Raw genomic sequence first — 24,425 nt, forward strand, 5'->3', positions numbered from 1 at the left:
CCGCGTGCGAGGCGGCGTCCGTCACCCCCGATAGTGTGAGCACACTGTCCGATCCGCCGGTCCGTTCGATCAATTCGGTCCGCCGACCCTCGCCGAGAGGCCCCGCTCGATGATCACCATCACGTTCGATGCGACGTGGTGGGTGGTGCTCGTCTTCATCGTCGACATCGTGATCCGTGTCACGGCGATCATCATCGTCCCGCGCAACCGGCGCCCGACGGCAGCGATGGCGTGGCTGCTCGCGATCTACTTCATCCCGATCGTGGGCGTGTTCCTCTTCCTGCTGATCGGCAACCCACGACTGCCGCGCAAGCGGCGGCGCAAGCAGGAGCGCATCAACGACTACATCCACGACACCAGCGCGTCGCTCGACTTCGGCACGCTGCGCCCGCACGCCCCGTCCTGGTTCACGTCGCTGGTCACGCTGAACCGCAACCTCGGCGCCATGCCCCTCGCCGGCGACAACGCGGCGCACCTGATCCCCGTCTACCAGGAGAGCCTGGATGCGATGGCTGACGCGATCCGTCAGGCGGAGCGCTTCGTCCACGTCGAGTTCTACATCCTCCAGGCGGATGCCGCGACCGACAACTTCTTCCGGGCCATGGAAGAGGTGGCCGAACGCGGTGTGACGGTGCGCGTGCTGCTCGACCACTGGGCGAACCGCGGCAAGCCGCACTACCGGCGGACGCTGAAGCGGCTCAGCGCGATGGGCGCACAGTGGCATCTGATGCTGCCCGTGCAGCCGCTGCGCGGCAAGTACCAGCGTCCTGATCTGCGCAACCACCGCAAGCTGCTCGTGGTCGACGGGCGCGTCGCCTTCACCGGATCGCAGAACGTGACCGACTCCACGTACAACCTGCGCAAGAACATCCGCCGCGGCCTGCACTGGGTCGACCTCATGGCGCGCATCGAGGGTCCGGTCGTGGCATCGGTCAACGCCGTCTTCCTCAGCGACTGGTACAGCGAGACCGACGAGGTCCTCACCGAGCAGATCGACCTCTTCGACGTGACGAGCGGGCCAGGAGACCTCGACTGCCAGATAGTGCCATCAGGTCCGGGCTTCGAATTCCAGAACAACCTCAAGCTCTTCGCCGGCCTGCTCTACGCCGCGCAGCGGAAGATCATCGTGGTCAGCCCGTACTTCGTGCCCGACGAGGCGTTGCTGCTCGCGATCACGACGGCGTGCCAGCGCGGCATCCATGTCGAGCTGTTCGTGTCGGAGGAGGGCGACCAGGCGATCGTCTACCACGCACAGCGCAGCTACTACGAGGCGCTGCTGCGGGCGGGCGTCAAGATCTGGATGTACGAGAAACCCTATATTCTGCACACGAAGAGCCTCACCATCGACGACGAGGTGGCGATCATCGGGTCGAGCAACATGGACATGCGCTCCTTCGGTCTCAACATGGAGATCTCGCTGTTCGTGCGCGGCGAGGAATTCGTGCGCGAGATGCGGACTGTGGAGGACATGTATCGCTCGCTCAGCCGCGAGCTGACTCTCGAGGAGTGGGAGAAGCAGCCGCTCCGATCGACCGTGCTCGACAATCTGGCGCGGCTCACCTCCGCGCTGCAGTGAGGCATTCTCCCGGCGGATCGTGATCGGCGCGTGACCACGGTTGCTGAGATTCCGGCGCCGCTTGCGACACCATAGGGGTGACGGATGCCGCGGGGATGAGCATCCGCGAACGTCAGGAGGCCTCGCATGCCCGTCCGCTCCCGTTCACTCATCGTCGCTGCCGGCATTGCGCTCCTCGCCGCCGGCCTGTTGACCGCGTGCGCCACGCCCGCCGGTTCCGGCGGAACTCCGGCGCCCTCCCGGCCGTCCGGCTCCTCGGGCCAGACCACCGAGATCGAGGTCGATGCCGCCTGGCTCGACGGCGGTCGCATGATCGGCCTGGTCACCGAGGGCTCGTCGACGTGCGTTCCGAACGCGGGTGAAACCACGTACGAGAACGGCGTGCTCACGGTCGAGCTGGTCGAGCCGTCGGGCGACACCGCCTGCACGAGGGACCTGGTCCCGCGCGTGACGGTCGTCGGCCTGCCGGAGGGCATCGACCCGACGCAGGAGCTCGAGATCCGCGTGACCGGCGAGAGCATCAACGGCGACACCGATCTCGACGGCGTCCCTGGACTCACCCCGGGTGCTGAGACGGACTACCTGCCGAGCGCCGGCTTCACGGGCGAGGACGGCGAGTTCGTCGTCCTGACCTGGGGCTCGTCGACGTGTGTTCCCACCGTCGAGAGCGCCACCGCCGCCGGCAACGAGGCGACGGTCACCTTCGCGACACCGCCCGCGAATCAGGTCTGCACCATGGACATGGCTCCACGCGGCGCCCTCGTCCAGGTCGACGGTCTCGACGACGACTCCGAAGCCTTCGCGATCCTGACCGGCGCCGAGTTCGACAACGTCCGCATCCCCATCATCGGCAGCGACTGACGTCCCGAGAGGTCAGTCGGCGCGGACGAGGAGGTCGCCGATCTCGCAGTCGAGGGCCCGGCAGATCGCCGACAGCGTCGAGTAGCGGATGGCGCGCGCGCGGTCGTTCTTCAGGATTGAGAGGTTCACGACCGAGACGCCGACGAGCTCCGACAGGCGCGTGAGCGTCATGCCGCGCTCGGCCAGGAGCTCGTCGAGCCGGCAGTGCACGCCCGACGGGCCCTCGTCCTCGGCGGGAGTCATACGAGCCCGTCCGTGTCGCGCTGCAGACGGATGCCGCGGCGGAACGCGAGCGAGATCAGACCCAGCACGGTCGCGGCGATCCAGATCGGGATGAACGACGCCGTGGTCGCCCAGGAATTCGGCTGGAAGTCGCCGAGCCCCGCGGCGGCGAGGACGCCGTTGCGCCCGAGCGTATCGAGGAGGGAGACCGCCAGCGCCCCGCCGAACATCGTCCAGCCGGCGGCGTCGAGCAGGCGCGGATTGGCCGGGTCGAAGAACCGTCCTCTGAGGAACCGCAGCGCCAGTGTTCCGAACAGCGCGATCACGACGAGCCACGCGATCGCGCCCACGATGATCGACGCACCGATCGAGACCGTGGAGAGGGCGTTCACACCCTCGGCGATCACGTCGCCTTCCGTCACGCGCACCGTCGTCTCGGGCACGCCGTCGGCGGGTGCGAAGTCCGCGGGCACGCCCGCGAACGGCACGGGGACCGACACCCCGTCAAGGGTGAACGTCTCGAACCACCGCAGAACCGATGTCAGCACCACGATCGCCGCGACCACGCCGGCGACCACGAGGGTCGAGAGGATGTCGTTGCGCTCCTTGGTCGTCGTCTCACGCATCACACCAGTCCTTCCGTCTCGCGCTGCAGGCGCGCGCCGATCTCGAACGACGCCGCGATGAGCGCGAGCGCCAGACCCCAGCCGAACGGGGCGAGATCCACCTGCAGGAGGAAGGTCCAGAATGTCTCGGAGACGGCGGCGTCCCCGGCCGCCTGCACCTCCACGAGCTGTTCGACGAGGATGGCCCGGCCGATCGCTCCGAACAGCTGGCCCAAGATGCCGCCCGCGATCACCAGGCACGCGGCGACGCCGATAGCCACGGACATCGCCCTGCGGAATGGGCGCGCGCGGAGCAGGGAGACGCCGAGCCACCATGTCACGCCGCAGACGCCGATGGTCGCGAGGGCAGGAAGTGCACCCTCGAGGAACAGCATCCAGCTGGTTCCGGCCGGCACGGTGGCGAAGGTCACGTCCGCGGACGTGTATTGCGCATCGTTGATGCCGGGAACGCCGTCGAGCACGGTCACATCGCCGCCGGTGACCGGCAGCGGCACCGTGACGTCGGCCCCGAAGACTGCGAAAGCGCGCTGCACGATCGCGACCACCGCCACGATGGCGACGCTGATCGCACCGGTGGCGATGACTCCGAGCGCGATCCCTTCCGCTCGGGTGGTCGAGTTCCGCTGTGTGGCGTACATCGTCGGCCTTTCATATCGATAAACGTTGTTATCGAAGAACGATATGCCCATTGGATGCCGCGGGTCAAGGCATCCGTCGATCCCGCGGTGTTCCTCCCCACGCATTCCGCGCCCGCTCACCGACGGAGAAACGGCGCGCTATGCCCACGGCGAACACGGGTATGCGGCATCCACCCGCTGGCTACCCTCGATGTATGGCGAAGTGGGCTCAGCAGACCCGCATCGCCCTGGAGGAGTGAATGATGTTCGAGAGATTCACGGACCGTGCCCGTCGTGTCGTCGTCCTCGCCCAAGAAGAGGCGAAGATGCTGAACCACAACTACATCGGCACCGAGCACATCCTGCTCGGTCTCATCCACGAGGGTGAGGGCGTCGCCGCCAAGGCCCTCGAGAGCCTCGGCATCTCGCTCGACGCCGTGCGCGAGCAGGTGCAGGACATCATCGGCCAGGGCCAGCAGCAGCCGACCGGCCACATCCCGTTCACGCCGCGCGCCAAGAAGGTGCTCGAGCTGTCTCTGCGCGAAGCGCTGCAGCTCGGCCACAACTACATCGGCACCGAGCACATCCTGCTCGGCCTCATCCGCGAGGGCGAGGGCGTCGCCGCACAGGTGCTCGTCAAGCTCGGCGCCGACCTCAACAAGGTGCGACAGCAGGTCATCCAGCTGCTCTCGGGCTACCAGGGCAAGGAGCCCGCCGGCGTCGCCAGCGGCGCGGGCGAGCAGACCCAGGGGACCACCCAGGGCGGCTCGCAGGTGCTCGACCAGTTCGGCCGCAACCTCACGCAGGCCGCGCGCGACAACAAGCTCGACCCGGTGATCGGGCGCGAGAAGGAGATCGAGCGCGTCATGCAGATCCTGTCACGCCGCTCCAAGAACAACCCCGTCCTCATCGGCGAGCCCGGTGTCGGAAAGACGGCGGTCGTCGAGGGCCTCGCGCAGGCGATCGTCAAGGGCGACGTGCCCGAGACGCTCAAGGACAAGCAGCTCTACTCGCTCGACCTCGGCTCGCTCATCGCCGGGTCCCGCTACCGCGGTGACTTCGAGGAGCGCCTGAAGAAGGTCACCAAGGAGATCCGCACGCGCGGCGACATCATCGTCTTCATCGACGAGATCCACACCCTGGTGGGTGCGGGCGCCGCCGAGGGCGCGATCGACGCCGCGTCGATCCTGAAGCCGCTCCTCGCCCGTGGCGAGCTCCAGACCATCGGTGCCACCACGCTCGACGAGTACCGCAAGCACTTCGAGAAGGATGCCGCGCTCGAGCGGCGCTTCCAGCCGATCCAGGTCGCCGAGCCGAGCCTGCCCCACGCGATCAACATCCTGAAGGGGCTGCGCGACCGCTACGAGGCGCACCACAAGGTGCAGATCACGGACGGCGCGATCGTCGCGGCGGCGAACCTCGCCGACCGCTACATCTCGGACCGCTTCCTTCCCGACAAGGCGATCGACCTGATCGACGAGGCCGGCGCCCGCCTGCGCCTGTCGATCCTGTCCAGCCCGCCCGAGCTGCGCGAGTTCGACGAGAAGATCGCCAAGGTGCGCGAAGACAAGGAGCTCGCCTCCGAGGAGCAGGACTTCGAGAAGGCCGCGTCACTGCGCGACGAGGAGAAGTCCCTCCTCGCCGAGCGCCTGCGCCTCGAGAAGCAGTGGCGTTCGGGCGACGTCGCGACCCACGCGGTCGTCGACGAGGGCCTGATCGCCGAGGTGCTCGCCCAGGCCACGGGCATCCCGGTCTTCAAGCTGACCGAGGAGGAGTCGAGCCGTCTCGTCTTCATGGAGAAGGCGCTGCACCAGCGCGTCATCGGCCAGGAGGAGGCGATCGCCGCTCTGTCGAAGACGATCCGCCGTCAGCGCGCGGGTCTCAAGGACCCGAAGCGTCCGTCGGGCTCGTTCATCTTCGCCGGCCCCACGGGCGTCGGAAAGACCGAGCTCGCCAAGGCGCTCGCCGAGTTCCTCTTCGACGACGAGCACGCGCTGATCGCCCTCGACATGTCGGAGTTCGGTGAGAAGCACACCGTGTCGCGCCTGTTCGGAGCCCCTCCCGGATTCGTCGGATTCGAAGAGGGCGGCCAGCTCACCGAGAAGGTGCGGCGCAAGCCGTTCTCGGTCGTGCTCTTCGACGAGATCGAGAAGGCCCACCCCGACATCTTCAACTCGCTCTTGCAGATCCTCGAAGAGGGTCGCCTGACCGACGGTCAGGGTCGCGTGATCGACTTCAAGAACACGGTGATCATCATGACGACGAACCTCGGTTCGTCGGCGATCGCCGGCGGGCCGGTCGGCTTCCAGGTCGAGGGCAACAGCGGCACCACCTACGAGCGGATGAAGGGCAAGGTCAACGAAGAGCTCAAGCGCAACTTCAAGCCCGAGTTCCTGAACCGCGTCGACGACATCATCGTCTTCCCGCAGCTCGACAAGGATGAGCTGCGCCAGATCGTGGGTCTGTTCACCAAGCGCCTCGGCGAGCGGCTGCTCGACCGCGACATGACGATCGAGCTATCGGATGCCGCCAAGGACAAGCTGATCGAGATCGGGTTCGACCCGGCGCTCGGCGCCCGTCCGCTTCGTCGCGCCATGCAGCGCGAGGTCGAAGACCGCCTGTCGGAGAAGATCCTGCACGGCGAGCTCGACGCGGGCGACCACGTGAAGGTCGACGTCGAGAACGGCGAGTTCGCTTTCGAGCACGGTCCCCGCGGCGACAAGGTCGCGGTGGGCGTCGTCCACAACGGCGAGATCACCGCCACGCCCGACCTCGCGGCGAACGCGTAACCCTTCGACAAGCTCAGGGACCGGTTGGTTCACGAAGAGCGGATGCCGCGGCCACAGGCCGCGGCATCCGCTCTTCGTCGTCCGGGGTGTGGGGCGTGCACCGCGATCCCGGTCGTTGAGCGAGCGAGGGACGAGCGAGACGAAACGCTCCGCACCCGACCAGCGACGTTTCGTCTCGGTCGCTGGCGCTCCCTCGCTCAACGACCGAGGGTGGGCATCTACGCTGGACGGGTGGCAGAGTTCACGGTCAGGCCCGCGCGCACGCGCGACGTCCGCCGCATCCAGGCGCTCCTCGAGCCGTTCGTGCAGCGGCGCATCCTGCTCGGCAAGGATCTGGTCGTCCTCTACGAGGCGACGCAGCAGTTCCTCGTCGCCGAGGATGCGGACGGCGAGCTCATCGGCTGCGGCGCGCTGCACGTCATGTGGGAGGACCTCGGCGAGGTCCGCACGCTGATCGTCGCGGACGGCTGGCTGCACCACGGCGTGGGCCGGGGGATCGTCGAGGCGCTCGAGGAGAACGCCCGAGCCCTCGGCCTGTCTCGGCTGTTCTGCCTGACATTCGAGGTGGACTTCTTCACGCGGCGCGGCTTCGAGCCGATCGGCGAGCAGGTCGTCGACCCGGACGTGTACTCCCAGCTCATCCGCTCGCCCGACGAGGGCATCGCCGAGTTCCTCGACCTGGCGCACGTGAAGCCGAACACCCTCGGCAACACCCGCATGATGAAGCGCCTCTGACCCTGTTCGCAACGCCGACAGGCACCGGCTCGCCGGATGCGGGGCGCGCCGACCGCAGAACATAGGCGCCGCGGTTAACCTGTCAGCATGACCGGCACCACTCCGCGACGTCGCCCCTCTCGGGCGGTGTACCGTCGACGGCGTCTTGTCGTGCTGCTGATCGCGCTGCTCGTGATCGCGGGCGTCGTCTGGCTCCTCATCGCCCAGCCGTGGGCGGTCGCCGCGACGGACTCGTCGGACAAGCCCGACCCCGGGCAGCAGCAGAGCACGGCCGAATCCCTTCCGGTGCCATCCGGGCAGGCGACCACCGGCGGCACCGAGACCGGCGCCGTCGAGGGCGCGGTGGTCGAAGGTGCGACGCCGACTCCCGGTGCGACCCCGGCAGCGCTGCCCTGCGTCGCGAGCGAGATCACGGTCGAGGCCGTCACGAGCGCCGACACCTACGCGGGTGACCAGAACCCGCAGTTCTCGATCAGCCTCACCAACAACGGCGCCGACTGCACCCTCAACGTGGGCACCACCGCGCAGTCGTTCACGGTCACCAGCGGCGACGACGTCTGGTGGCGCTCGACCGACTGCCAGAGCGAGCCGAGCGACATGGTGGTGCTGATCGCCGCCGGCCAGACGGTGTCGAGTGCCGCTCCTCTCACGTGGGACCGGACGCGCTCGGCCGTGGGCACCTGCGCCGACGGCAACCGCCCGCTGGCACCCGGCGGTGGCGCGTCGTACCACCTCTCGGTCGAGATCGGCGGCATCGCGTCGACCGAGCCGAAGCAGTTCCTCCTGTACTGAGGAGCGCGAACGACGAAGCGGGGCGGCCCCCAGACCGCCCCGCTCCTCTCCCCCACGTGAGGTTCTGGCCGAACTCCGCTAGGGCTTGTCGCCGAACACCTCGGTCTCCATCGCGTCGTACCCCTCCGCCTGCGGGTCGCCGTGCTTCCCGCCCGAGAGGGCGTACTCCTCTTCTGGAGAGAGCACGAGACGGTGGCGGAAGTAGACCGCGAATCCGACGAGGATCACGACGTAGACGATGGCGATCGCGACGATGGCGGGCCGCGCCGGCTCGTTGATGAAGAAGCCGAAGAAGATCAGCACCGAGACGGCGCCCGCGATGACGGCACCCGGGATGCCCCACGGGCTGCGGTACGGACGATTCGCGTTCGGGTACTTGCGGCGCAGGATCACGTACGACGTCATCTGCAGCGCGTAGGCGATGACCGCTCCCCAGATCGCGATGTTCAGCACGATCGCTCCCGCCACGCCGCCGGTGCCGCCGAGCGAGTCGACGAGCACGAGGGCGATGAAGCCGATCACCGCGCCCACCACGAGCGCGACCCACGGGGTCGCACGCTTGCCGGTGAGCGACAGGAACTTCGGGTAGTAGCCCGCCCGGGACAGCGAGTACATGTTGCGCCCGTAGGCGAACATGATGCCCTGCAGCGAGGCGAGCAGGCCGATGAGGGCGAACAGGGCGAGCACGGCCGCCAGCTCGTCGCCGACGATCGCCCGGAAGCCGTCGAGCAGCGGCTCGCCCGCGCTGCCGGTCGCCTCGGCGCCCACGACGCCGGTGTTCAGGAACAGCACGAGCAGGCCGGTGACGATGAGGGTCGTGCGGGCGATGAAGCCGGCACGCGGGATGTCCCGCTCGGGGTTGTGCGACTCCTCCGCCGCGAGCGGCAGCTCCTCGATGCCGAGGAAGAACCACATCGCGTACGGCAGGGCGAACAGGATCGGGATCACGCCGTGCGGCAGGAACGCGCTCTGGCCGGGATCCGGCGCGATGTCGAACAGCTTGTCCCAGCTGAACTGACCGGAGAAGAGCGCCATCACCGAGAACACCAGGATGATGGCGATCGAGATAATCGAGACGACGATCGCGAACTTGAACGAGATCGCGGCGCCGGCGGCGTTCAGCGCGATGAAGGCCGCGTAGAGGATGATCCACCACACCCACGTCGGCATCGAGAAGCTCAGCAGCTCGCTGGTGATGGCGTCCGCGTAGGACGCGGAGAAGTACACGATGACCGCGGTCGTCGCGACGTACTCGATCGTCTCGGCGGCGCCGGTGACCAGGCCGCCCCACGGCCCCATCGCGGATCGCGCGAACGAATACGCGCCGCCGGTGTGCGGCATCGCGGCCGCCATCTCGCCGATCGAGAAGATCATGCCGTAGTACATGACGACGAGGATGGCGAAGGCGATGAGCATGCCGCCGAAGCCGGCGTAGCCGATGCCGAAGTTCCATCCCGAGAAGTCGCCCGAGATGACGGCGGCGACGGCGAGGCCCCACAGGCCCCAGACGCCGGCCGAGCGCTTCAGGGTGCGCTTCTGGAAATAGTCCTGACCGGCTCGCCTATAGGTCGCCCCTGCGACCTTCGACGAACTGTCGGTGTGGGATGCCGGTGACTCCGGCTGTGGTGCACTGCTCGCTTGGGACATCGGTCCTCCAAGGATTAGCGAAGGGGGTGCGCTCGGGTGCGCTCACGCGCTTTCCGCCGATTGTGGCGCCTATTGGTGGGCTGTGTCTACCTTTGAAACGGATTTTGGCTAGAGTGTGCGGGTGAACGCGGTTCGGGGGACCGCGCTCACGAGTCTCGTCGCACGTCGACACAGGAGGAGGAACGGGTGCCGGGCAACCTCACGGTCGAGCAGCTGAACGCCGGGATCGCCGCGGGCGACATCGACACCGTCGTCGTCGCCTTCGCCGATGCGCAGGGGCGCCTTGTCGGCAAGCGCGTCTCGGCGCGCCTCTTCCAGGAGGAGGTGCTTCCGCACGGCGCGGAGGCGTGCAACTACCTCCTGTCGGTCGACGTCGACATGAACACCGTCAACGGCTACGCGATGTCGAGCTGGGAGACCGGGTACGGCGACATGATGCTGCGACCAGATGTCGCGACGCTCCGCCGCATCCCGTGGCTCCCGGGCTCGGCGCTGGTCATGGCGGACCTCACGTGGGACAACGGCGAGCCCGTCGTGCAGTCGCCTCGCGACATCCTGAACCGCCAGCGCACCCGGCTCGCCGACCGCGGTCTGGTGGCATTCTCGGGCACCGAGCTGGAGTTCATCGTCTTCGACGACACGTACCGGGATGCCTGGGCCAAGGGCTACCGCGGGCTCACCCCGTCGACCGACTACAACGTCGACTACGACCTGCTCGCCTCGGGCCGTCTCGAGCCGCTGCTGCGCGACATCCGTCTGTCGATGGATGGCGCCGGCCTGTACACCGAGGGCGTCAAGGGCGAGTGCAACCTCGGCCAGCAGGAGATCGCGTTCCGCTACGCCGAGGTGCAGGAGACCGCCGACCAGCACGCTATCTACAAGAACGGCGCGAAGGCCATCGCCGCGCATCACGGCAAGGCACTGACCTTCATGGCGAAGTTCAACGAGCGCGAGGGCAACAGCTGCCACATCCACCTCTCGGTGCGGTCGGTCGCCGGCGATCCCGTGATGGCGGGCGACGGCGAGCACGGCTTCAGTCCGCTCATGGAGCACTGGATCGCCGGCATCCTCGCCACCCTGCGCGAGTTCACGCTGCTGTTCGCCCCGAACATCAACTCGTACAAGCGGTTCGCGAAGGGCTCGTTCGCTCCCACCGGCATCGCGTGGGGGATCGACAACCGCACGTGCGCACTGCGGGTCATCGGCCGGGGTCAGTCGCTTCGCGTCGAGAACCGGGTGCCCGGCGGCGACGTCAACCCGTATCTCGGCATCGCGGCGATCATCGCCGGCGGCCTGCACGGCATCGAGCACGAGCTCCGGCTGCCCGACCGGCTCGAGGGCAACGCGTACACGTCCGGCGTCGACTACCTGCCGACGACGCTGCGCGAGGCCGCGCAGCTGTTCGACGAGTCGGCCATCGCCCGCGCCGCCTTCGGCGACGACATGGTCGACCACTACCTGAACCAGGCGCGCATCGAGGTCGAGGCCTACGACGCGGCCGTGACCGATTGGGAGAGAGTCCGTGGTTTCGAACGGCTCTGACGGGACAGGGCGCCGACCGGTCATCGGCCTGACGACCTACCTCGAGCAGGCGAAGCAGGGGGTCTGGGACGTCCGCGCCGCCTTCCTGCCGCAGCAGTACTTCGACTCGGTGACGGCGTCGGGCGGCATCGCGGTGCTGCTGCCGCCGCAGCCCGAGCCGGATGCCGCAGCCGGGGCGGTGCTCGAGGGCCTCGACGGTCTGATCCTCACCGGGGGGCTCGACGTCGACCCGTCGCTGTACGGCGCCCAGCGGCATCCGCTCACCGACCCGGCGCGTCCCGAGCGCGACGCGTGGGAGCTGGCCCTGTTCCGCGGGGCGGAACAGCGCCGCATGCCGGTGCTCGCGATCTGCCGCGGGCTCCAGCTCGTCAACGTCGCGCGCGGCGGCACGCTGCACCAGCACCTGCCCGAGGCGCTCGGAACCGAGCGGTTCCGCGTCGGCGGCGGTGTGTTCGCGACGAACGAGGTCGTCGTCGACGAGGGGTCGCGTCTCGCGGAGCTCGTCGGACCCGGGGGACTCGACGTGCACAGCTACCACCACCAGGGCATCGATCAGCTGGGCGCGCGGCTCATCGCCACCGCGCGCACCGACGACGGCCTCGTGCAGGCGTTCGAGTCGGACGGCGAGGGGTACGTCCTCGGCGTGCAGTGGCACCCCGAGGAGAACCGCGAGGACCGCCGCCTTTTCGCCGGTCTCGTCGCCCAGGCGTCGGTGTATGCCGTGACGGGTTCCCGGTCGTCGAGCGAGCGAGGAACGAGCGAGACGAAACGCGCCCAGCCGGGTTCCCGGTCGTTGAGCGAGCGCCCTTCGTCAAGCTCAGGAACCGCGAGCGAGACGAAACGCGCCCAGCGGGGTTCCCGGTCGTTGAGCGAGCGCCCTACGTCAAGCTCAGGAACCGCGAGCGAGACGAAACGCGCCCAGCCGTCGAACGGGGTCCTCGCATGACGTCGACGTTCACCGTGATCAACCCGGCGACCGCTCAGCCGATCCGCGAGATCGCGCGCGCCGATGTGGCGCAGACGGATGCAGCCATCGCGCGTGCCGTCACCGCCCAGCGTTCGTGGGCGTCACTGCCGCCGGTGGCCCGAGCCGACGCGCTTCGTGCCTTCGCCCGTGTCGTCGAGGCGCACGTCGAGGAGCTCGCCCAGCTCGAGGTGCTGAACTCGGGGCACCCGATCGGCTCCGCCCGGTGGGAGGCGTCGCACGTCGCCCAGGTGCTGAACTTCTACGCCGGCGCCCCGGAGCGCCTCAGCGGTCAGCAGATCCCGGTCGCTGGCGGGCTCGACGTGACGTTCCATGAGCCGTACGGCGTCGTGGGCATCATCGTGCCCTGGAACTTCCCGATGACGATCGCGTCGTGGGGCTTCGCGCCGGCGCTCGCCGCCGGCAACGCCGTCGTGCTCAAGCCCGCCGAGCTCACACCGCTCACCGCGATCAGCCTGGGTGAGCTCGCGCTCGAGGCGGGCCTCCCCGACGGGCTGTTCACGGTGATCACCGGCTCCGGCTCGGTCGTCGGGCAGCGGTTCGTGTCGCACCCGGACGTGCGCAAGGTCGTCTTCACCGGCTCCACGTCGGTGGGGACGGATGTCGCCGCCGGCTGCGCGCGCGAGCTCAAGCCGGTGACCCTCGAGCTCGGCGGCAAGAGCGCCAACATCGTGTTCGCCGACGCCGACCTCGAGAAGGCGGCGGCCGCCGCGCCGGCAGCGGTGTTCGACAACGCTGGGCAGGACTGCTGCGCGCGCAGCAGGATCCTGGTCGAGCGGAAGGTGTACGACCGGTTCCTCGAGCTGCTCGAGCCGGCGGTGCGGGCGTGGCGGGTCGGCGACCCCGCAGACGAGGGCACCGAGATGGGACCGCTGATCTCGGCATCCCATCGCTCCACTGTCGCGGGATTCCTCGACGGGGCGAACGTCGCCTTCCGCGGCTCCGCACCCGAGGGTGACGGCTTCTGGTTCGCGCCGACCGTCGTGCTCGCCGAGCCGGAAGACCGCATCGCGCGCGAAGAGGTGTTCGGCCCGGTCGTCGCGGTGCTCCCGTTCGACGACGAGGCCGACGCGATCCGGCTGGCGAACGACACGGCCTACGGTCTCGCCGGCTCCATCTGGACCGAGAACCTCGGCCGTGCCGTGCGGGTGTCGCGTGGCGTCAAGAGCGGCGTGCTGTCGGTGAACTCGCACTCGTCAGTGCGGTACTGGACGCCGTTCGGCGGCATGAAGGCGTCAGGGCTCGGCCGTGAGCTCGGCCCCGACGCCGCGGAGGAGTTCACCGAGACCAAGAACGTCTTCTTCGCGACGGACTGAGAGGGAAGAGCATGGACCTGACCCAGCGATTGAAGGACCGGGTCGCGATCATCACCGGAGGCGCCTCCGGGATCGGCCTCGCCACCGCGCGACGCTTCGCCGCGGAGGGTGCGCGCGTCGTGATCGCCGACCTCGATCCGGCGACCGGAGAGGTCGCGGCGGACGAGGTCGGCGGCGTGTTCCGGGCGGTGGATGTCGCGGACGAGACCCAGGTCAACGCGGTGTTCGACGGCGTCGCGGCCGAGTTCGGACGCATCGACATCGCGTTCAACAACGCGGGGATCTCGCCCGCCGACGACGACTCGATCGAGACCACCGAGCTGCCCGCGTGGGACCGTGTGCAGGACGTCAACCTCAAGAGCGTCTACCTGTGCTCGCGCGCGGCACTGCGCCACATGGTGCCGGCGGGCACGGGATCGATCATCAACACGGCGTCGTTCGTGGCGCTGCTCGGCTCCGCCACGTCGCAGATCTCGTACACGGCGTCGAAGGGCGGCGTGCTCGCCATGACCCGCGAGCTCGGGGTGCAGTTCGCGCGGCAGGGCATCCGCGTGAATGCGCTGTGCCCCGGCCCGGTGAACACGCCGCTGCTGCAGGAGCTGTTCGCGAAGGACCCCGAGCGCGCGCAGCGCCGGCTCGTGCACGTGCCGATGGGCCGCTTCGCTGAGCCCGAGGAGCTCGCCGCCGCCGTCGCGTTCCTCGCCTCGGACGACGCGTCGTTCATCACCGCCACCGCGTTCGTCGTCGACGGCGGAATCACCAACGCGTACGTCACGCCCCTGTGAGGTCTGGCGCGATGTACCGAACTCAGGATGTCTTCGCCCGACGGGCGCCCCGAACGGCGTGTCGCGGCGCTTCGCGCCTTCCGATCCTGAGTTCGGAACGGGGATGGGCGGTGACCGCGTGACCGACGCCCCGCTGCATGAGGTGCGCAGGGCCGTGTACCGGCCGGTGCGCGAGGGCAACGCACTCGAGGACACCGTCGCGCGCCTGGTGCAGACGATCCGGCTCGGCGTCGTCGCGCCGGGGGAGTCGCTGCCGTCGGAGCGGGAGCTCGCCGTGCTGTACGCGGTGAGTCGGGACACCGTGCGTGAGGCGATCCGCGAACTCGCCGACACCGGCTACCTCGTGCGCCGTCGCGGCCGGTACGGCGGCACGTTCGTCGCCGACCCGCTTCCGCAGCCCCCGCATCCTCGCGACGTGACGGCGGCCGAGCTCGAAGACGTCCTGGGCCTGCGTCGCGTACTCGAGGCGGGCGCCGCTCGCGCCGCCGCGGCCCGAAGCCTCGACGCCGCCGCGCGCGACGAGCTGTGGGCGCGGTACGAGGTCGTCGCCGAGGCATCGGCATCCGACTACCGCCGCCTCGACACGCTGCTGCACCTCTCGATCGCCGAGCTCGCCGGCATCCCGTCGCTCGTCGCACTCGCGGCGGAGAACCGAGCCCGCGTCAACGAGTGGCTCGACACGTTCCCGCTGCTGCCGCGCAACATCGAGCACTCCAACGCGCAGCACGAGCGCATCGTGACGGCGATCCTCGCAGGACGACCGGATGCCGCCGAAGCGGCGATCCTCGAGCATCTCGCCGGTTCGGAGGCGCTGCTGCGCGGCTTCCTCGCCTGATCGGCCGCCCCGCCACCTGTCCTCGGGGCGATTACGCTGGATAGGTGGCAGGCAAGAAGCGCGCGAACAAGCACAAGGAACCGCTCGAGTTCCGCAACACGCAACTCGCGGACGCGCTGCAGACCCAGGACATGGCCGCTGTCGCCTTCGCGTTGCGCCACGGCCCAACGGTGGCGCCGCTGATGCGCCCCGGCGATCGCGACAACCCGCTCGATGTCGGCGAGGTGTGGACGTACCGCGACCCGAAGACCGGAGACATCGCCCTGCTGCTGTTCAGCGACGCTGCGCACAAGCCCGCGTCGCTGCCGCCCGGGGTCGCGCTCCAGGCGCCGGCGTGGCTGCGGGCGTTCCTCGCCGCGCACGAGGACGAGATCACCACGGTCTTCTTCGACATCGCGGGCCCGCACCCGATGCAGGCCTCGCCCACCGACCTCATCGCCGCACTGGACGCCTGACGCGACCAGCGCCGAGCCTCACCGGGTTTGGGGCGCGTCGCGCCCGTTTGGGGCGCGTCCGGTGCGCCCCGAACGACAATTCGGCGCCCCAAACCCTGATGCGCCGGCAGGCACCCGCGCGACAGAAGTCGGACTCTCCGGGCGAAGGGTTTGCATCACCGGGGACGACGGGGCAGACTCGCCGGGTGGAATTCCTGCTCGTCGGAATCGTGTGCGCGGCCGGATTGGTGATCCCCATCGTGCTCGGGTACGCCGACCCTTCGCGTCGACGCCGGACTCGGGGTCGCTGAGCGGACCGGCCGAACCTCAGAACTCGGGGATGTCTTCCCCCGGCCGGCCCTTGGACCGAGCCCGCACGTCGCTGACGGCGCCGCCCAGCGACCCCGAGCGGTGGTCGATGACGTCCCGATACCCGAGACGCGCGCCTTCGCTGCGCCGCTGCGTCGCCTGGGTGACGGGCCGTACCTCGCCGGCCAGGCTCAGCTCGCCGACCGCGGCGATGTGACGGGGAATCGTCCATCCCTCGACCGCGCTGGCCACGGCGAGCGCGATGGCGAGGTCGGCCGCCGGTTCGACGAATCTCACCCCGCCGACCGTCGAGACGTACACGTCTTGATCCGAGGTCTTGATCTTCATCCGCTTCTCGAGCACCGCCAGCACGGTCGCCACGCGCGCGGCATCGACACCGTTCACGATGCGCCGCGGGTTGCCCGACTTGCTGTCGATCGTCAGCGCCTGCACCTCGACCGGGAGCGCGCGACGCCCCTCGAGGGCGATCGAGACACACGTGCCCGGCTCGGTGCTGCCATGGCCGAGGAACAGCGCGCTGGGATCGGGGACCTCGGTGATGCCTGCGCCGGTCATGTCGAAGCAGCCGACCTCGTCCGTCGGGCCGAAGCGGTTCTTGAGCGCGCGCACGAACCGCAGCGACGTCTGCCGGTCGCCCTCGAACTGGCACACCACATCGACCAGGTGCTCCAGGATGCGCGGTCCGGCGATCGAGCCGTCCTTGGTGACGTGGCCCACGATGATAGTCGGGAGCCCGCGCTCCTTCGCGACGCGGATCAGGGTCGCCGCAACCTCGCGAACCTGCGACGGATGCCCCGCCATGCCCTCGGACAGCGCCGACGACACGGTCTGCACGGAGTCGACGATCAGCAGGTCGGGCGCCACTTCGTCGACGTGCCCGAGGATGGTCGCGAGGTCCGTCTCGCTGGCGAGGTACAGCTCGTCGTGCAGCGCGCCGGTGCGCTCGGCCCGCAGGCGCACCTGCGCCGTGGACTCCTCAGCGCTCGCGTACAGCACACGGCGCCCGGCCTTCGCCGACCGCGCCGCGACCTCGAGCAGCAGCGTGGACTTGCCGACGCCCGGCTCGCCCGACAGCAGGATCGCGGCGCCCGGCACGAGCCCGCCGCCGAGGACGCGGTCGAACTCGCCGACGCCGCTCGTGCGCCGGGGTGCATCGGACGTGTCGATGCGGGTGATCGGCTGCGCCGCCCGCGCGGCACCCGGCGAGACCGGGGTGATCGAGCGCAGGATGCCGGTCTGCTCGGCGGCCTCGACCACTGTTCCCCACTGCTGGCACTCGCCGCAACGCCCGACCCACTTGATGGTGGTCCAGCCGCACTCGGTGCACCGGTAGGGCGCGGTCTGCGTCGGGCGTCTGGCGGCGGGCATGGGTTCAGCGTACGGCGAGGGCACGACATGCGTCGGCGGCGGGCCGGGCGTCGGCAGCGCCGATCGCGCCGGTCGCCCGCACGCGAATCCGTGCGGTCAGCGCAGCGAGTCGGCGACCTGCTTCAGCGCATCGGCGGAGGCGTGGAACAGCTCGAGCTCGTGGGCGTCGAACTGGGTCTCTCGGATCGGCACTGCACCGGCCGCGCTGACGATCGAGGGGACCGACAGCGCGACGCCGTCGACGCCGTGGAAGTCGCGCAGCACCGGCGAGACGGGCATGACCGCGCGCTCGTCGTTGAGGATCGCCTCGATGATGCGGGCGCTGGACAGGCCGATCGCGTAGTTCGTCGCACCCTTGCCCTGGATGACCTTGTAGGCCGCGTCGCGCACGTCGATCGCGATCTGGTCGAGCTCCTCGACGGTCAGCCGGTCGCCGCGGGGCGTCACCCATTCGAGGATCGGCACCGTGCCGATCGTCGCCTTCGACCACAGCGGGAACTCGGTGTCGCCGTGCTCGCCGACGATGTAGGCGTGCACGCTCGACGTCGAGACGCCTGCGCGCTGGGCGAGCTTCCACCTGAGACGCGAGGTGTCGAGCACCGTTCCCGACGCGAAGATGCGCTCGGACGGCAGCCCCGTGTCCTCCTGGGCGAGCACGGTGAGGACGTCGCACGGGTTGGTCACGATGACGTAGATGGCGTCGGGCGCGACGCTGAGCAGCTGCGGCATCATCGTCTTCATGATGCGGGCGTTCACTCCCGCGAGCTCGATGCGCGTCTGGCCGGGATCCTGCTTCGCGCCCGCCGTGATGACGACCACGTGCGATCCTTCGACGACCGAGAGGTCGCTGCCGCCGATGATGTCGCTCGATCCGGTGAACTGCGTGCCGTGCGCGAGGTCGAGGACCTCGGCCTCCACCTTCTGCGTAGCGATGTCGTAGAGCGCGACATGGCGCGCGGACCCGCGGATCAGCGCCGCGTACGCGGCGCTCGAGCCGACGCTGCCGGCTCCGACGATGGTGACTTTCGAGTTCTCGATGACGGCCATGGAGCCAGTCTTGCAGGGGGCGGTGCCCACGCCCACTCCCATCGCCGGGTGGCGGCATCCGTCGTCGTCAGAGTGCGGGCGGCGCGGTCGCCGCGCGTTGCGGATTGCGGATGCCGAGGAACGACGTGACGCCGCCGGCGATCATGAGCGCCGCGGTGACGATGGCCGCGCGATGGAAGCCGTCCAGGTCGAGGCTGCCGCCGACGATGGTGGCGAGCAGGGCGACGGCGATGAGCCCGGCGACGCGCGCGACGGCGTTGTTGACGGCCGACGCGATGCCCGATCGCTCGGGCTCGATCGCGCCGAGGATCGCCGAGGTCAGCGGCGCGACGGTGAGGGCGAGGCCGGCGCCCATCACGATCATGCTCGGCAGGATCTGCCACCAGTACGAGAACTCTGTGGTCGTCGTGAGGAGCAGCAGTGCGCCGATGCCCATCGTGATCGGGCCGACCGTCATGAAGAACCGCGGACCCCAGCGACCACTGAGGGCGCCGACGCGCGAGCTGAACAGGATCATGAGGATCGTCATGGGCAGGCTCGCCAGTCCCGCGAGAGTGGCCGGCAGGCCGGCGCCCTCCTGCAGATACACGACGACGACGAGGCCGTTGAGGGCTAGCGCCCCGTAGATGAAGGCGGTCGCCACATTGCCCGTCCAGAAGTTGCGCACCCGGAACAGGTCGAGCGGCAGGATCGGGTGTCGTGTGGTGCGCTGACGGAGGATGAACGCCGCGAACATCCCGGCGCCGAGCACCAGCGTCAGCCAGATGACGGGCGAGCCCCAGCCGAGGTTGGGCTGCTCGATGAGGGCGTAGACCATTCCGCCGAGGCCGAGGGTGCACAGTGCTGCGCCGATCCAGTCGATCGATGCTCCCGGATGCCGGGTGTCGCGGAACCCGCCGCGCGCCAGCAGCACGAGCGTCACGGCGATCGGCACCACGTTGATCAGGAACGCGAGCCGCCACGACGCCAGGTCGACCAGCACGCCGCCGATGAGCGGGCCGACGATCATGGCGGAGGTCGTCATCGCGGTCCAGATGCCGATGGCGCGGCTCTGCGCGGGGCCGGTGAAGTTCGACGTGATGAGCGCGAGCGAGCTCGGGACGAGGAACGCGCCCGCCGCACCCTGCACCGCACGGGCGACGATGAGGAACTCGGCCGTCGGCGCCGCCGCGATCGCGATCGAGGCGATGCCGAAACCGATGAGCCCGATGCGCAGGACGAGTACGCGCCCATACGCGTCGCTGACCGAGCCCGCGACGAGGATGAGCGCGCCCAGCGTGATGAGGTAGGCGTCGACGACCCACTGCTGCGTCGTGATCCCGCCACCCAGCTCTTCGCTGATCGAGGGGAGCGCGACGTTCACGATCGTGCCGTCGAGGAAGGCCACGAACGAGCCGAGCACGGCGATCCACAGCACCGACCGCTGGATGGCGGTCATCGGGCTCACCGGCGCCGACGTGCCGGGGGCAGGCTGATGATCGGTCACCAGCCCACGCTAGACCCGGCCGACGACACCGAGGGCCGCCTGGTCGCACGAGGCTATCGGGAGCGACCGCACCGCCCTACGATGGCGGCAGCGCCGCGCCGCGGTGTCGACGGACGACCCGGGAGGCTGCGATGTGCCGCTGGCTGGCCTACACGGGGGAGCCGCTGCAACCGGCCGCCCTCATCCTCGACGCCCAGCACTCGGTCGTCGCGATGGCGCAGAACTCGCCGCTGGGCGCCGAGACGGTGAACGGCGACGGCTTCGGCTTCGGCTTCGGCTGGTATCCCGTCGCGGATGGGGATGCCGCCGGGCTGCGGCATCCGTCCGTCTTCCGCAGTATCGAGCCGGCGTGGAACGACCAGAACCTGCGCGAGATCAGCCGGGCCGTCGTGAGCCCGCTGTTCTTCGCCCACGTGCGTGCAGCCGCCGGTCCGCCGATCCAGCAGACGAACTGCCACCCGTTCCGTCACGACAACTGGCTGTTCATGCACAACGGCGCGATCTCGCAGTTCGGCCTGATCAAGCGGGAGCTCGCGCTCGCCGTGGACCCGTCGCTGTACCCGCTGATGCAGGGCACGACCGACACCGAGGTGCTCTTCCATCTTGCGCTGACCTTCGGTCTCGCGGACGATCCGATCGGCGCCGTCGGGGCGGCGATCCGTCGCGTGGAGGAGGCCGGCCACGCTGCCGGCGTGCAGTTCCCGATGCAGGGCACGCTCGCCGTGTCGGACGGCGAGACGCTGTGGGCGTTCCGGTACTCGTCACAGGGGCGCTCGCGCTCGCTGTTCCACTCGGCCGACGTTCCCACCATCCGGGCCATGTACCCCGACGCGGACCGGCTCTCGCTCTTCGGCGACCGCGCGCAGGTCGTCGTGTCTGAGCCGCTCAACGACCTTCCCGGCGTCTTCCTCGAGGTCCCCGAGTCGACCGTCGCCGTGCTCGACCCCGAGGGGTACCACCACGAGGCGTTCCTCGACGCGTGAGCCTGTGCCGACGCCATCGTGCCGGGGCCCCGGCGCCGTCGTAGCCGAGGTTCGGCGCCGATTCGCGGCATCCGCCCGCGTGTCGTAAGCTTGTCGGCGGTGACGTGTCCGAGCGGCCGAAGGTGCAACTCTCGAAAAGTTGTGTAGGGTAACCCCCTACCGTGGGTTCAAATCCCACCGTCACCGCCAATTGTCCTGAGTCGCGACATCGTTTACGAACGAGTCGCGACTCAGGACTTTTTTGTGGGTTCGTGGGGTTGACGGTGACGCTTGCTCGGTGAGTCGGGTCATCGTTGACGGCGCGTCTCATGGCTTCCGGGGTTGGTAGTCCCGGGTCGGGTCGATGGTGTGCTCGGCGATGATTTCGCCGGTGTTCGCGTTGCTGGTGACGATGTCGCGGTCGTGGATCAGCATGAGCACGGGTGTGCCGGTGTGGGCTTTGCCGATGCCGAGGTGTCGGAGTTTGCCGGCGTAGCGGATGGTGACTTTGCCGTGCGTGTCGACCTTGTCGGTGCGGGAGCGCCATTCTGTGGTCCGCGGACCGGTGGGGGTGGCTTTCGGGAGTGCGGTGTAGGCCTCGAGGGGTGTTCGGCGGCCGACGGATCGGTGTGGGCGTTTCGTGTTGTACCAGTTCTGGAACTCGGTCAGCAGCTGCTGGAGGTCGTCGATCGTGGCGGGCAGTGGTCGGGCGGCGAGGAAGCGTTTCAGGGTCTGGTGGAATCTCTCGATCTTCCCTTGGGTTTGCGGGTGTCCGGGGCGGCCGTTCTTCTGGGTGATGCCGTGCGCGGCGATGAGTTTCTCGAACCCGCCGCGGGCGCCCTTGTGGCGTGCGAGGCGGGTGGTGAACACGAGCCCGTTGTCGGTGAGGGTGGACATCGGTGGTCCGTATCGGCTGATCAGCTCGGTCATCGCGTGACGACCATGGGCCCGGTGAACGCGGGCGCGGCGCGGATGTCGAGGAGGAGCCGGGAGTGGTCGTCGAGGAAGTCGAGGATCTCGACCCGGGTGCCGGAGGCGAGGAGCCAGTGGGTGATGTCGGCTTGCCAGCACTCGTTGGGCAGATCAGCTTGGAAGCGGATGTAGGAGCTGCGGGGGCGCTTCTCGGGTGCCGGGGTGATCAGGGCTTCGGCGTGCAGGATGCGGCGGATCGTGGCCGTCGAGGGCACCCGGAAGCCCGCCTGCTCAAGGTGCCAGGCGATGGTGGCAGGGCCGGCGTCCGCGCCTTGAGCGACCAGCTCCCGACGCAACTGGACGATCCGCTCGCGGATCACCGGCGGCGTGGCCCCGGGACGGGTCTGCGGAGCCCGCGAACGCGGTGCGACACCGTCGGGTCCTTCGGCGTCGTAACGGCGGACGAGTGTATGGACCCATTGTCGGGTCACGCCGAATCGGGCAGCGGCCTCGGCATGGGAGAGACCTTGTTCACGGACGGCACGGACGATGACGAGGTTCTTCGGTTTCACGCCCCATCGTGTCCGCGGTCCCCGTCAGCGATGTCGCGACTCACCGGTCAACGATCACGGGCCCCGCGGTGTCAACGATGTCGCGACTCAGCCGTCAACGATCACGAGCGGAATCCGCGCGATCAGCTGTCAACGATGTCCTGAAACCCGACACCACCGTCACCGCCAGAAAGCCCCCGTTTATCGGGGTTTTCTGCCGGGATGGCTTTCGGGGACACTGGCGCGGCGTATTCTTTCCCCTTCCCTCCCGACGACGTGCTTGAAGTGTTTGAATCCGCGTGATTCCGAGGCTTGCGGGCTCCCTACCGTGGGCATCTGTCCCATCGTCACCCGTCACGACCGACGAACTCATGGATGGTCACTACACCGCGTGGGCTGTGCGATGGACGAGATTCGCGCCCCATCGTTCGTTGGGAATCGTCCCTCAGTCGTTTCTTTACGGAGTGCGCAGGGTCGGACCCGATGTTCCTGGGTCAGGCAGCGGCGTCTGGGAGGTTTCGTTCTGCGATGAACAGCACGACGAGGAGGCCACCAACGATCGCCAGCGCGCACATCGGGGAGAGCATGCGCCGAACACCGACATCGCGGGCACCGCGCTCGCGGCGCGGCGCGGCGCTGCCGTGGATTCGTTAACAGTGGATCGCGAAGCCCTGGATGCGGTTTGGGTGGGGCTGGAGCATGGATCACGTCCACCTGGCTGAAAACCACTCCGAACGAAGGAGCCATTATGGCACCCACCCTCGACATCCCCGGCATGCGGGGCAGGCTCGCCGTCGTCACGGGCGCGAGCGACGGGATCGGTCTGAACATCGCGCTACGTCTCGCAGCGGCCGGTACCGACGTCATAACCCCCGTACGATCAGCGGCGAAGGGCGAGAAGGCGCTGTCGCGTATCCGTCAGGAAGTGTCCAGCGCGAAGGTGTCCGCCCGCTCGCTGGACCTCTCGTCACTCGATTCGGTAGCCGCGCTGGTGCAGGAGCTGACTAAGGAGGGGCGGCCGATCGACCTCCTCATCAACAACGCCGGCGTGATGACCCCGCCCAATCGGCAGGTCACTAAGGACGGATTCGAGCTGCAGTTCGGCACGAACCACCTCGGTCACTTTGCCCTAACCCTCGGATTGCTGCCGCTGCTGCGCGCGGGTCGCGCACGCGTCACGCACCAGACGAGCATCGCGGCTCGCAACGGCGAGGTGCTGTTCGACGACCTCAACTCCGAGCGCGACTACGACGCGATGAAGGCGTACAGGTCGTCCAAAATAGCCGTCGCTCTCTTCGCCCGCGAGCTCGACGCCCGCAGCCGCAGGGACGATTGGGGGATCTCCAGCAACCTGTCCCACCCGGGGGTATCGCCGACCAACCTGCTGAACGCGCAGCCCGGGCTCGGGCGCGACCGTGAGCTGGGGGGCCGTCGTGTCATCCGATTCCTCTCTCGAATCGGCATCACCGGTACCCCCGAGTCGGCGGCGCTGCCGGCCCTCATGGCCGCCACCGACCCGTCTGCCCGCGGTGATGAGTTCTACGGCCCGCGGCGCACCGTTGGCGGCCCCCCGGCCAGAGTGTCACTGTGGACTCCCTTCGCCAGCATGGAGAACGCCCCGCGGGTGTGGGATGCCTCCGAGGCCCTCGTCGGCGCGCGCTTCGCCGTCTGACCCTCGCCGATCTGGAGACAAACGATGGACTAAGGCCTGCACGTTCGCTGATCTCCCGTCTATGCTCCGCCGACGCGTTGGATGCTGACGCCCGCTGCGCTGGGGAGATGGACGATGGAGCCAGGCCGGACTTGAGGCACCATGCGTCAGGTCGCAGTCTCGGACGGCAAGGCGCTCACGGTGCAGATTCAATCCGGGGCCAGTCCCGGCCGGCCAGCGGCCCGGCGAGCTGGCGGACCGACGCCTCCGCGCGGATTCTCCCGCAGCATATCGACGCCCAGCTCGGGAACTACACAGCTGCCACAGTCCAGTCCGCCCACCGTTACAACGTCACC

General features: G+C 68.9%; 20 protein-coding genes, 1 tRNA gene and 1 pseudogene. 14 read left to right on the top strand and 8 right to left on the bottom strand.

Annotation, left to right across the window (positions count from 1 at the left end; genetic code table 11):
• The first annotated feature begins 109 nt into the window (after positions 1 to 109).
• Both cls and MRBLWS13_RS14425 read left to right on the top strand, forming a co-directional pair.
• The gene (gene cls / locus MRBLWS13_RS14420) at positions 110 to 1,576 is read left to right on the top strand and encodes a cardiolipin synthase (RefSeq protein WP_349426027.1); all 1,467 of its coding nucleotides are present in this window, start codon (positions 110 to 112) and stop codon (positions 1,574 to 1,576) included.
• A 126-nt stretch (positions 1,577 to 1,702) separates the two neighbouring features.
• Complete coding sequence (locus tag MRBLWS13_RS14425) at positions 1,703 to 2,437, top strand: hypothetical protein (RefSeq protein ID WP_349426028.1); 735 nt, start codon at positions 1,703 to 1,705, stop codon at positions 2,435 to 2,437.
• A gap of 12 nt (positions 2,438 to 2,449) precedes the next feature.
• Here the strand turns inward: MRBLWS13_RS14425 and MRBLWS13_RS14430 are convergent, their stop codons facing one another.
• From MRBLWS13_RS14430 to MRBLWS13_RS14440, 3 genes are read right to left on the bottom strand one after another with little or no spacing between them, the layout of a single operon-like run.
• Positions 2,450 to 2,680 carry a helix-turn-helix transcriptional regulator gene (locus tag MRBLWS13_RS14430; protein ID WP_349426029.1) on the bottom strand — a complete coding sequence of 77 codons (231 nt, stop codon included), beginning with the start codon at positions 2,678 to 2,680 and terminating at the stop codon, positions 2,450 to 2,452.
• Positions 2,677 to 3,285 (bottom strand): hypothetical protein, encoded by a 609-nt coding sequence (locus MRBLWS13_RS14435; protein ID WP_349426030.1) that lies wholly within the window; start codon positions 3,283 to 3,285, stop codon positions 2,677 to 2,679. The genes MRBLWS13_RS14430 and MRBLWS13_RS14435 overlap by 4 nt, the downstream gene beginning before the upstream one ends.
• Entirely contained in the window at positions 3,285 to 3,923 is a 639-nt protein-coding gene (locus MRBLWS13_RS14440; protein WP_349426031.1) for a hypothetical protein, read from the bottom strand. The genes MRBLWS13_RS14435 and MRBLWS13_RS14440 overlap by 1 nt, the downstream gene beginning before the upstream one ends.
• A gap of 242 nt (positions 3,924 to 4,165) precedes the next feature.
• On the opposite strand from MRBLWS13_RS14440, the gene MRBLWS13_RS14445 reads away from it, so the two are divergent.
• The 3 genes from MRBLWS13_RS14445 to MRBLWS13_RS14455 all read left to right on the top strand — a co-directional run bounded on the left by MRBLWS13_RS14445 (position 4,166) and on the right by MRBLWS13_RS14455 (position 8,218).
• Entirely contained in the window at positions 4,166 to 6,691 is a 2,526-nt protein-coding gene (locus tag MRBLWS13_RS14445) for an ATP-dependent Clp protease ATP-binding subunit (protein ID WP_349426032.1), read from the top strand.
• A 231-nt stretch (positions 6,692 to 6,922) separates the two neighbouring features.
• Entirely contained in the window at positions 6,923 to 7,426 is a 504-nt protein-coding gene (locus MRBLWS13_RS14450; RefSeq protein WP_349426033.1) for an amino-acid N-acetyltransferase, read from the top strand.
• A gap of 87 nt (positions 7,427 to 7,513) precedes the next feature.
• Complete coding sequence (locus MRBLWS13_RS14455) at positions 7,514 to 8,218, top strand: hypothetical protein (RefSeq protein WP_349426034.1); 705 nt, start codon at positions 7,514 to 7,516, stop codon at positions 8,216 to 8,218.
• A gap of 78 nt (positions 8,219 to 8,296) precedes the next feature.
• Here the strand turns inward: MRBLWS13_RS14455 and MRBLWS13_RS14460 are convergent, their stop codons facing one another.
• Positions 8,297 to 9,865 (bottom strand): amino acid permease, encoded by a 1,569-nt coding sequence (locus MRBLWS13_RS14460; protein WP_349426035.1) that lies wholly within the window; start codon positions 9,863 to 9,865, stop codon positions 8,297 to 8,299.
• Positions 9,866 to 10,051: 186 nt separating this feature from the next.
• On the opposite strand from MRBLWS13_RS14460, the gene MRBLWS13_RS14465 reads away from it, so the two are divergent.
• The 6 genes from MRBLWS13_RS14465 (at position 10,052) to MRBLWS13_RS14490 (ending at position 15,783) form a co-directional block, all read left to right on the top strand.
• Positions 10,052 to 11,407: a glutamine synthetase family protein gene (locus MRBLWS13_RS14465; protein ID WP_349426036.1), complete on the top strand. Its 1,356-nt coding sequence runs from the start codon at positions 10,052 to 10,054 to the stop codon at positions 11,405 to 11,407.
• On the top strand, positions 11,388 to 12,353 hold the full coding sequence (locus MRBLWS13_RS14470; protein WP_349426037.1) for a gamma-glutamyl-gamma-aminobutyrate hydrolase family protein: 966 nt from the start codon (positions 11,388 to 11,390) through the stop codon (positions 12,351 to 12,353). Before MRBLWS13_RS14465 ends, MRBLWS13_RS14470 begins: the two co-directional genes overlap by 20 nt.
• Positions 12,350 to 13,708, top strand: a complete 1,359-nt coding sequence (locus MRBLWS13_RS14475; protein ID WP_349426038.1) for an aldehyde dehydrogenase family protein — start codon at positions 12,350 to 12,352, stop codon at positions 13,706 to 13,708. The genes MRBLWS13_RS14470 and MRBLWS13_RS14475 overlap by 4 nt, the downstream gene beginning before the upstream one ends.
• A gap of 11 nt (positions 13,709 to 13,719) precedes the next feature.
• The gene (locus MRBLWS13_RS14480) at positions 13,720 to 14,493 is read left to right on the top strand and encodes a 3-oxoacyl-ACP reductase (RefSeq protein WP_349426040.1); all 774 of its coding nucleotides are present in this window, start codon (positions 13,720 to 13,722) and stop codon (positions 14,491 to 14,493) included.
• A 103-nt stretch (positions 14,494 to 14,596) separates the two neighbouring features.
• Positions 14,597 to 15,328 carry a GntR family transcriptional regulator gene (locus MRBLWS13_RS14485; protein WP_349426041.1) on the top strand — a complete coding sequence of 244 codons (732 nt, stop codon included), beginning with the start codon at positions 14,597 to 14,599 and terminating at the stop codon, positions 15,326 to 15,328.
• A gap of 44 nt (positions 15,329 to 15,372) precedes the next feature.
• Complete coding sequence (locus MRBLWS13_RS14490; RefSeq protein WP_349426042.1) at positions 15,373 to 15,783, top strand: dehydrogenase; 411 nt, start codon at positions 15,373 to 15,375, stop codon at positions 15,781 to 15,783.
• Positions 15,784 to 16,089: 306 nt separating this feature from the next.
• On the opposite strand, the gene radA is transcribed toward MRBLWS13_RS14490, so the two are convergent.
• The 3 genes from radA to MRBLWS13_RS14505 all read right to left on the bottom strand — a co-directional run bounded on the left by radA (position 16,090) and on the right by MRBLWS13_RS14505 (position 19,945).
• A complete protein-coding gene (radA, locus tag MRBLWS13_RS14495; protein ID WP_349426043.1) occupies positions 16,090 to 17,460 on the bottom strand; it encodes a DNA repair protein RadA in 1,371 nt (456 codons plus the stop codon).
• Positions 17,461 to 17,556: 96 nt separating this feature from the next.
• Positions 17,557 to 18,507: an L-lactate dehydrogenase gene (locus MRBLWS13_RS14500; protein ID WP_349426044.1), complete on the bottom strand. Its 951-nt coding sequence runs from the start codon at positions 18,505 to 18,507 to the stop codon at positions 17,557 to 17,559.
• 67 nt (positions 18,508 to 18,574) lie between these two features.
• Positions 18,575 to 19,945, bottom strand: a complete 1,371-nt coding sequence (locus MRBLWS13_RS14505; protein WP_349429073.1) for an MFS transporter — start codon at positions 19,943 to 19,945, stop codon at positions 18,575 to 18,577.
• 179 nt (positions 19,946 to 20,124) lie between these two features.
• On the opposite strand from MRBLWS13_RS14505, the gene MRBLWS13_RS14510 reads away from it, so the two are divergent.
• Both MRBLWS13_RS14510 and MRBLWS13_RS14515 read left to right on the top strand, forming a co-directional pair.
• Entirely contained in the window at positions 20,125 to 20,976 is an 852-nt protein-coding gene (locus tag MRBLWS13_RS14510) for a class II glutamine amidotransferase (RefSeq protein ID WP_349426045.1), read from the top strand.
• Positions 20,977 to 21,074: 98 nt separating this feature from the next.
• A tRNA-Ser gene (locus MRBLWS13_RS14515) sits at positions 21,075 to 21,165 on the top strand.
• 117 nt (positions 21,166 to 21,282) lie between these two features.
• Here the strand turns inward: MRBLWS13_RS14515 and MRBLWS13_RS14520 are convergent.
• Positions 21,283 to 22,418, bottom strand: a pseudogene (locus tag MRBLWS13_RS14520) (IS481 family transposase).
• A 748-nt stretch (positions 22,419 to 23,166) separates the two neighbouring features.
• Between MRBLWS13_RS14520 and MRBLWS13_RS14525 the strand changes: the two are divergent.
• Positions 23,167 to 24,090, top strand: a complete 924-nt coding sequence (locus tag MRBLWS13_RS14525; protein ID WP_349426046.1) for an SDR family oxidoreductase — start codon at positions 23,167 to 23,169, stop codon at positions 24,088 to 24,090.
• Positions 24,091 to 24,425: the final 335 nt, after the last annotated feature.

This window comes from Microbacterium sp. LWS13-1.2 (genome assembly GCF_040144835.1).
Lineage (GTDB): Bacteria > Actinomycetota > Actinomycetes > Actinomycetales > Microbacteriaceae > Microbacterium.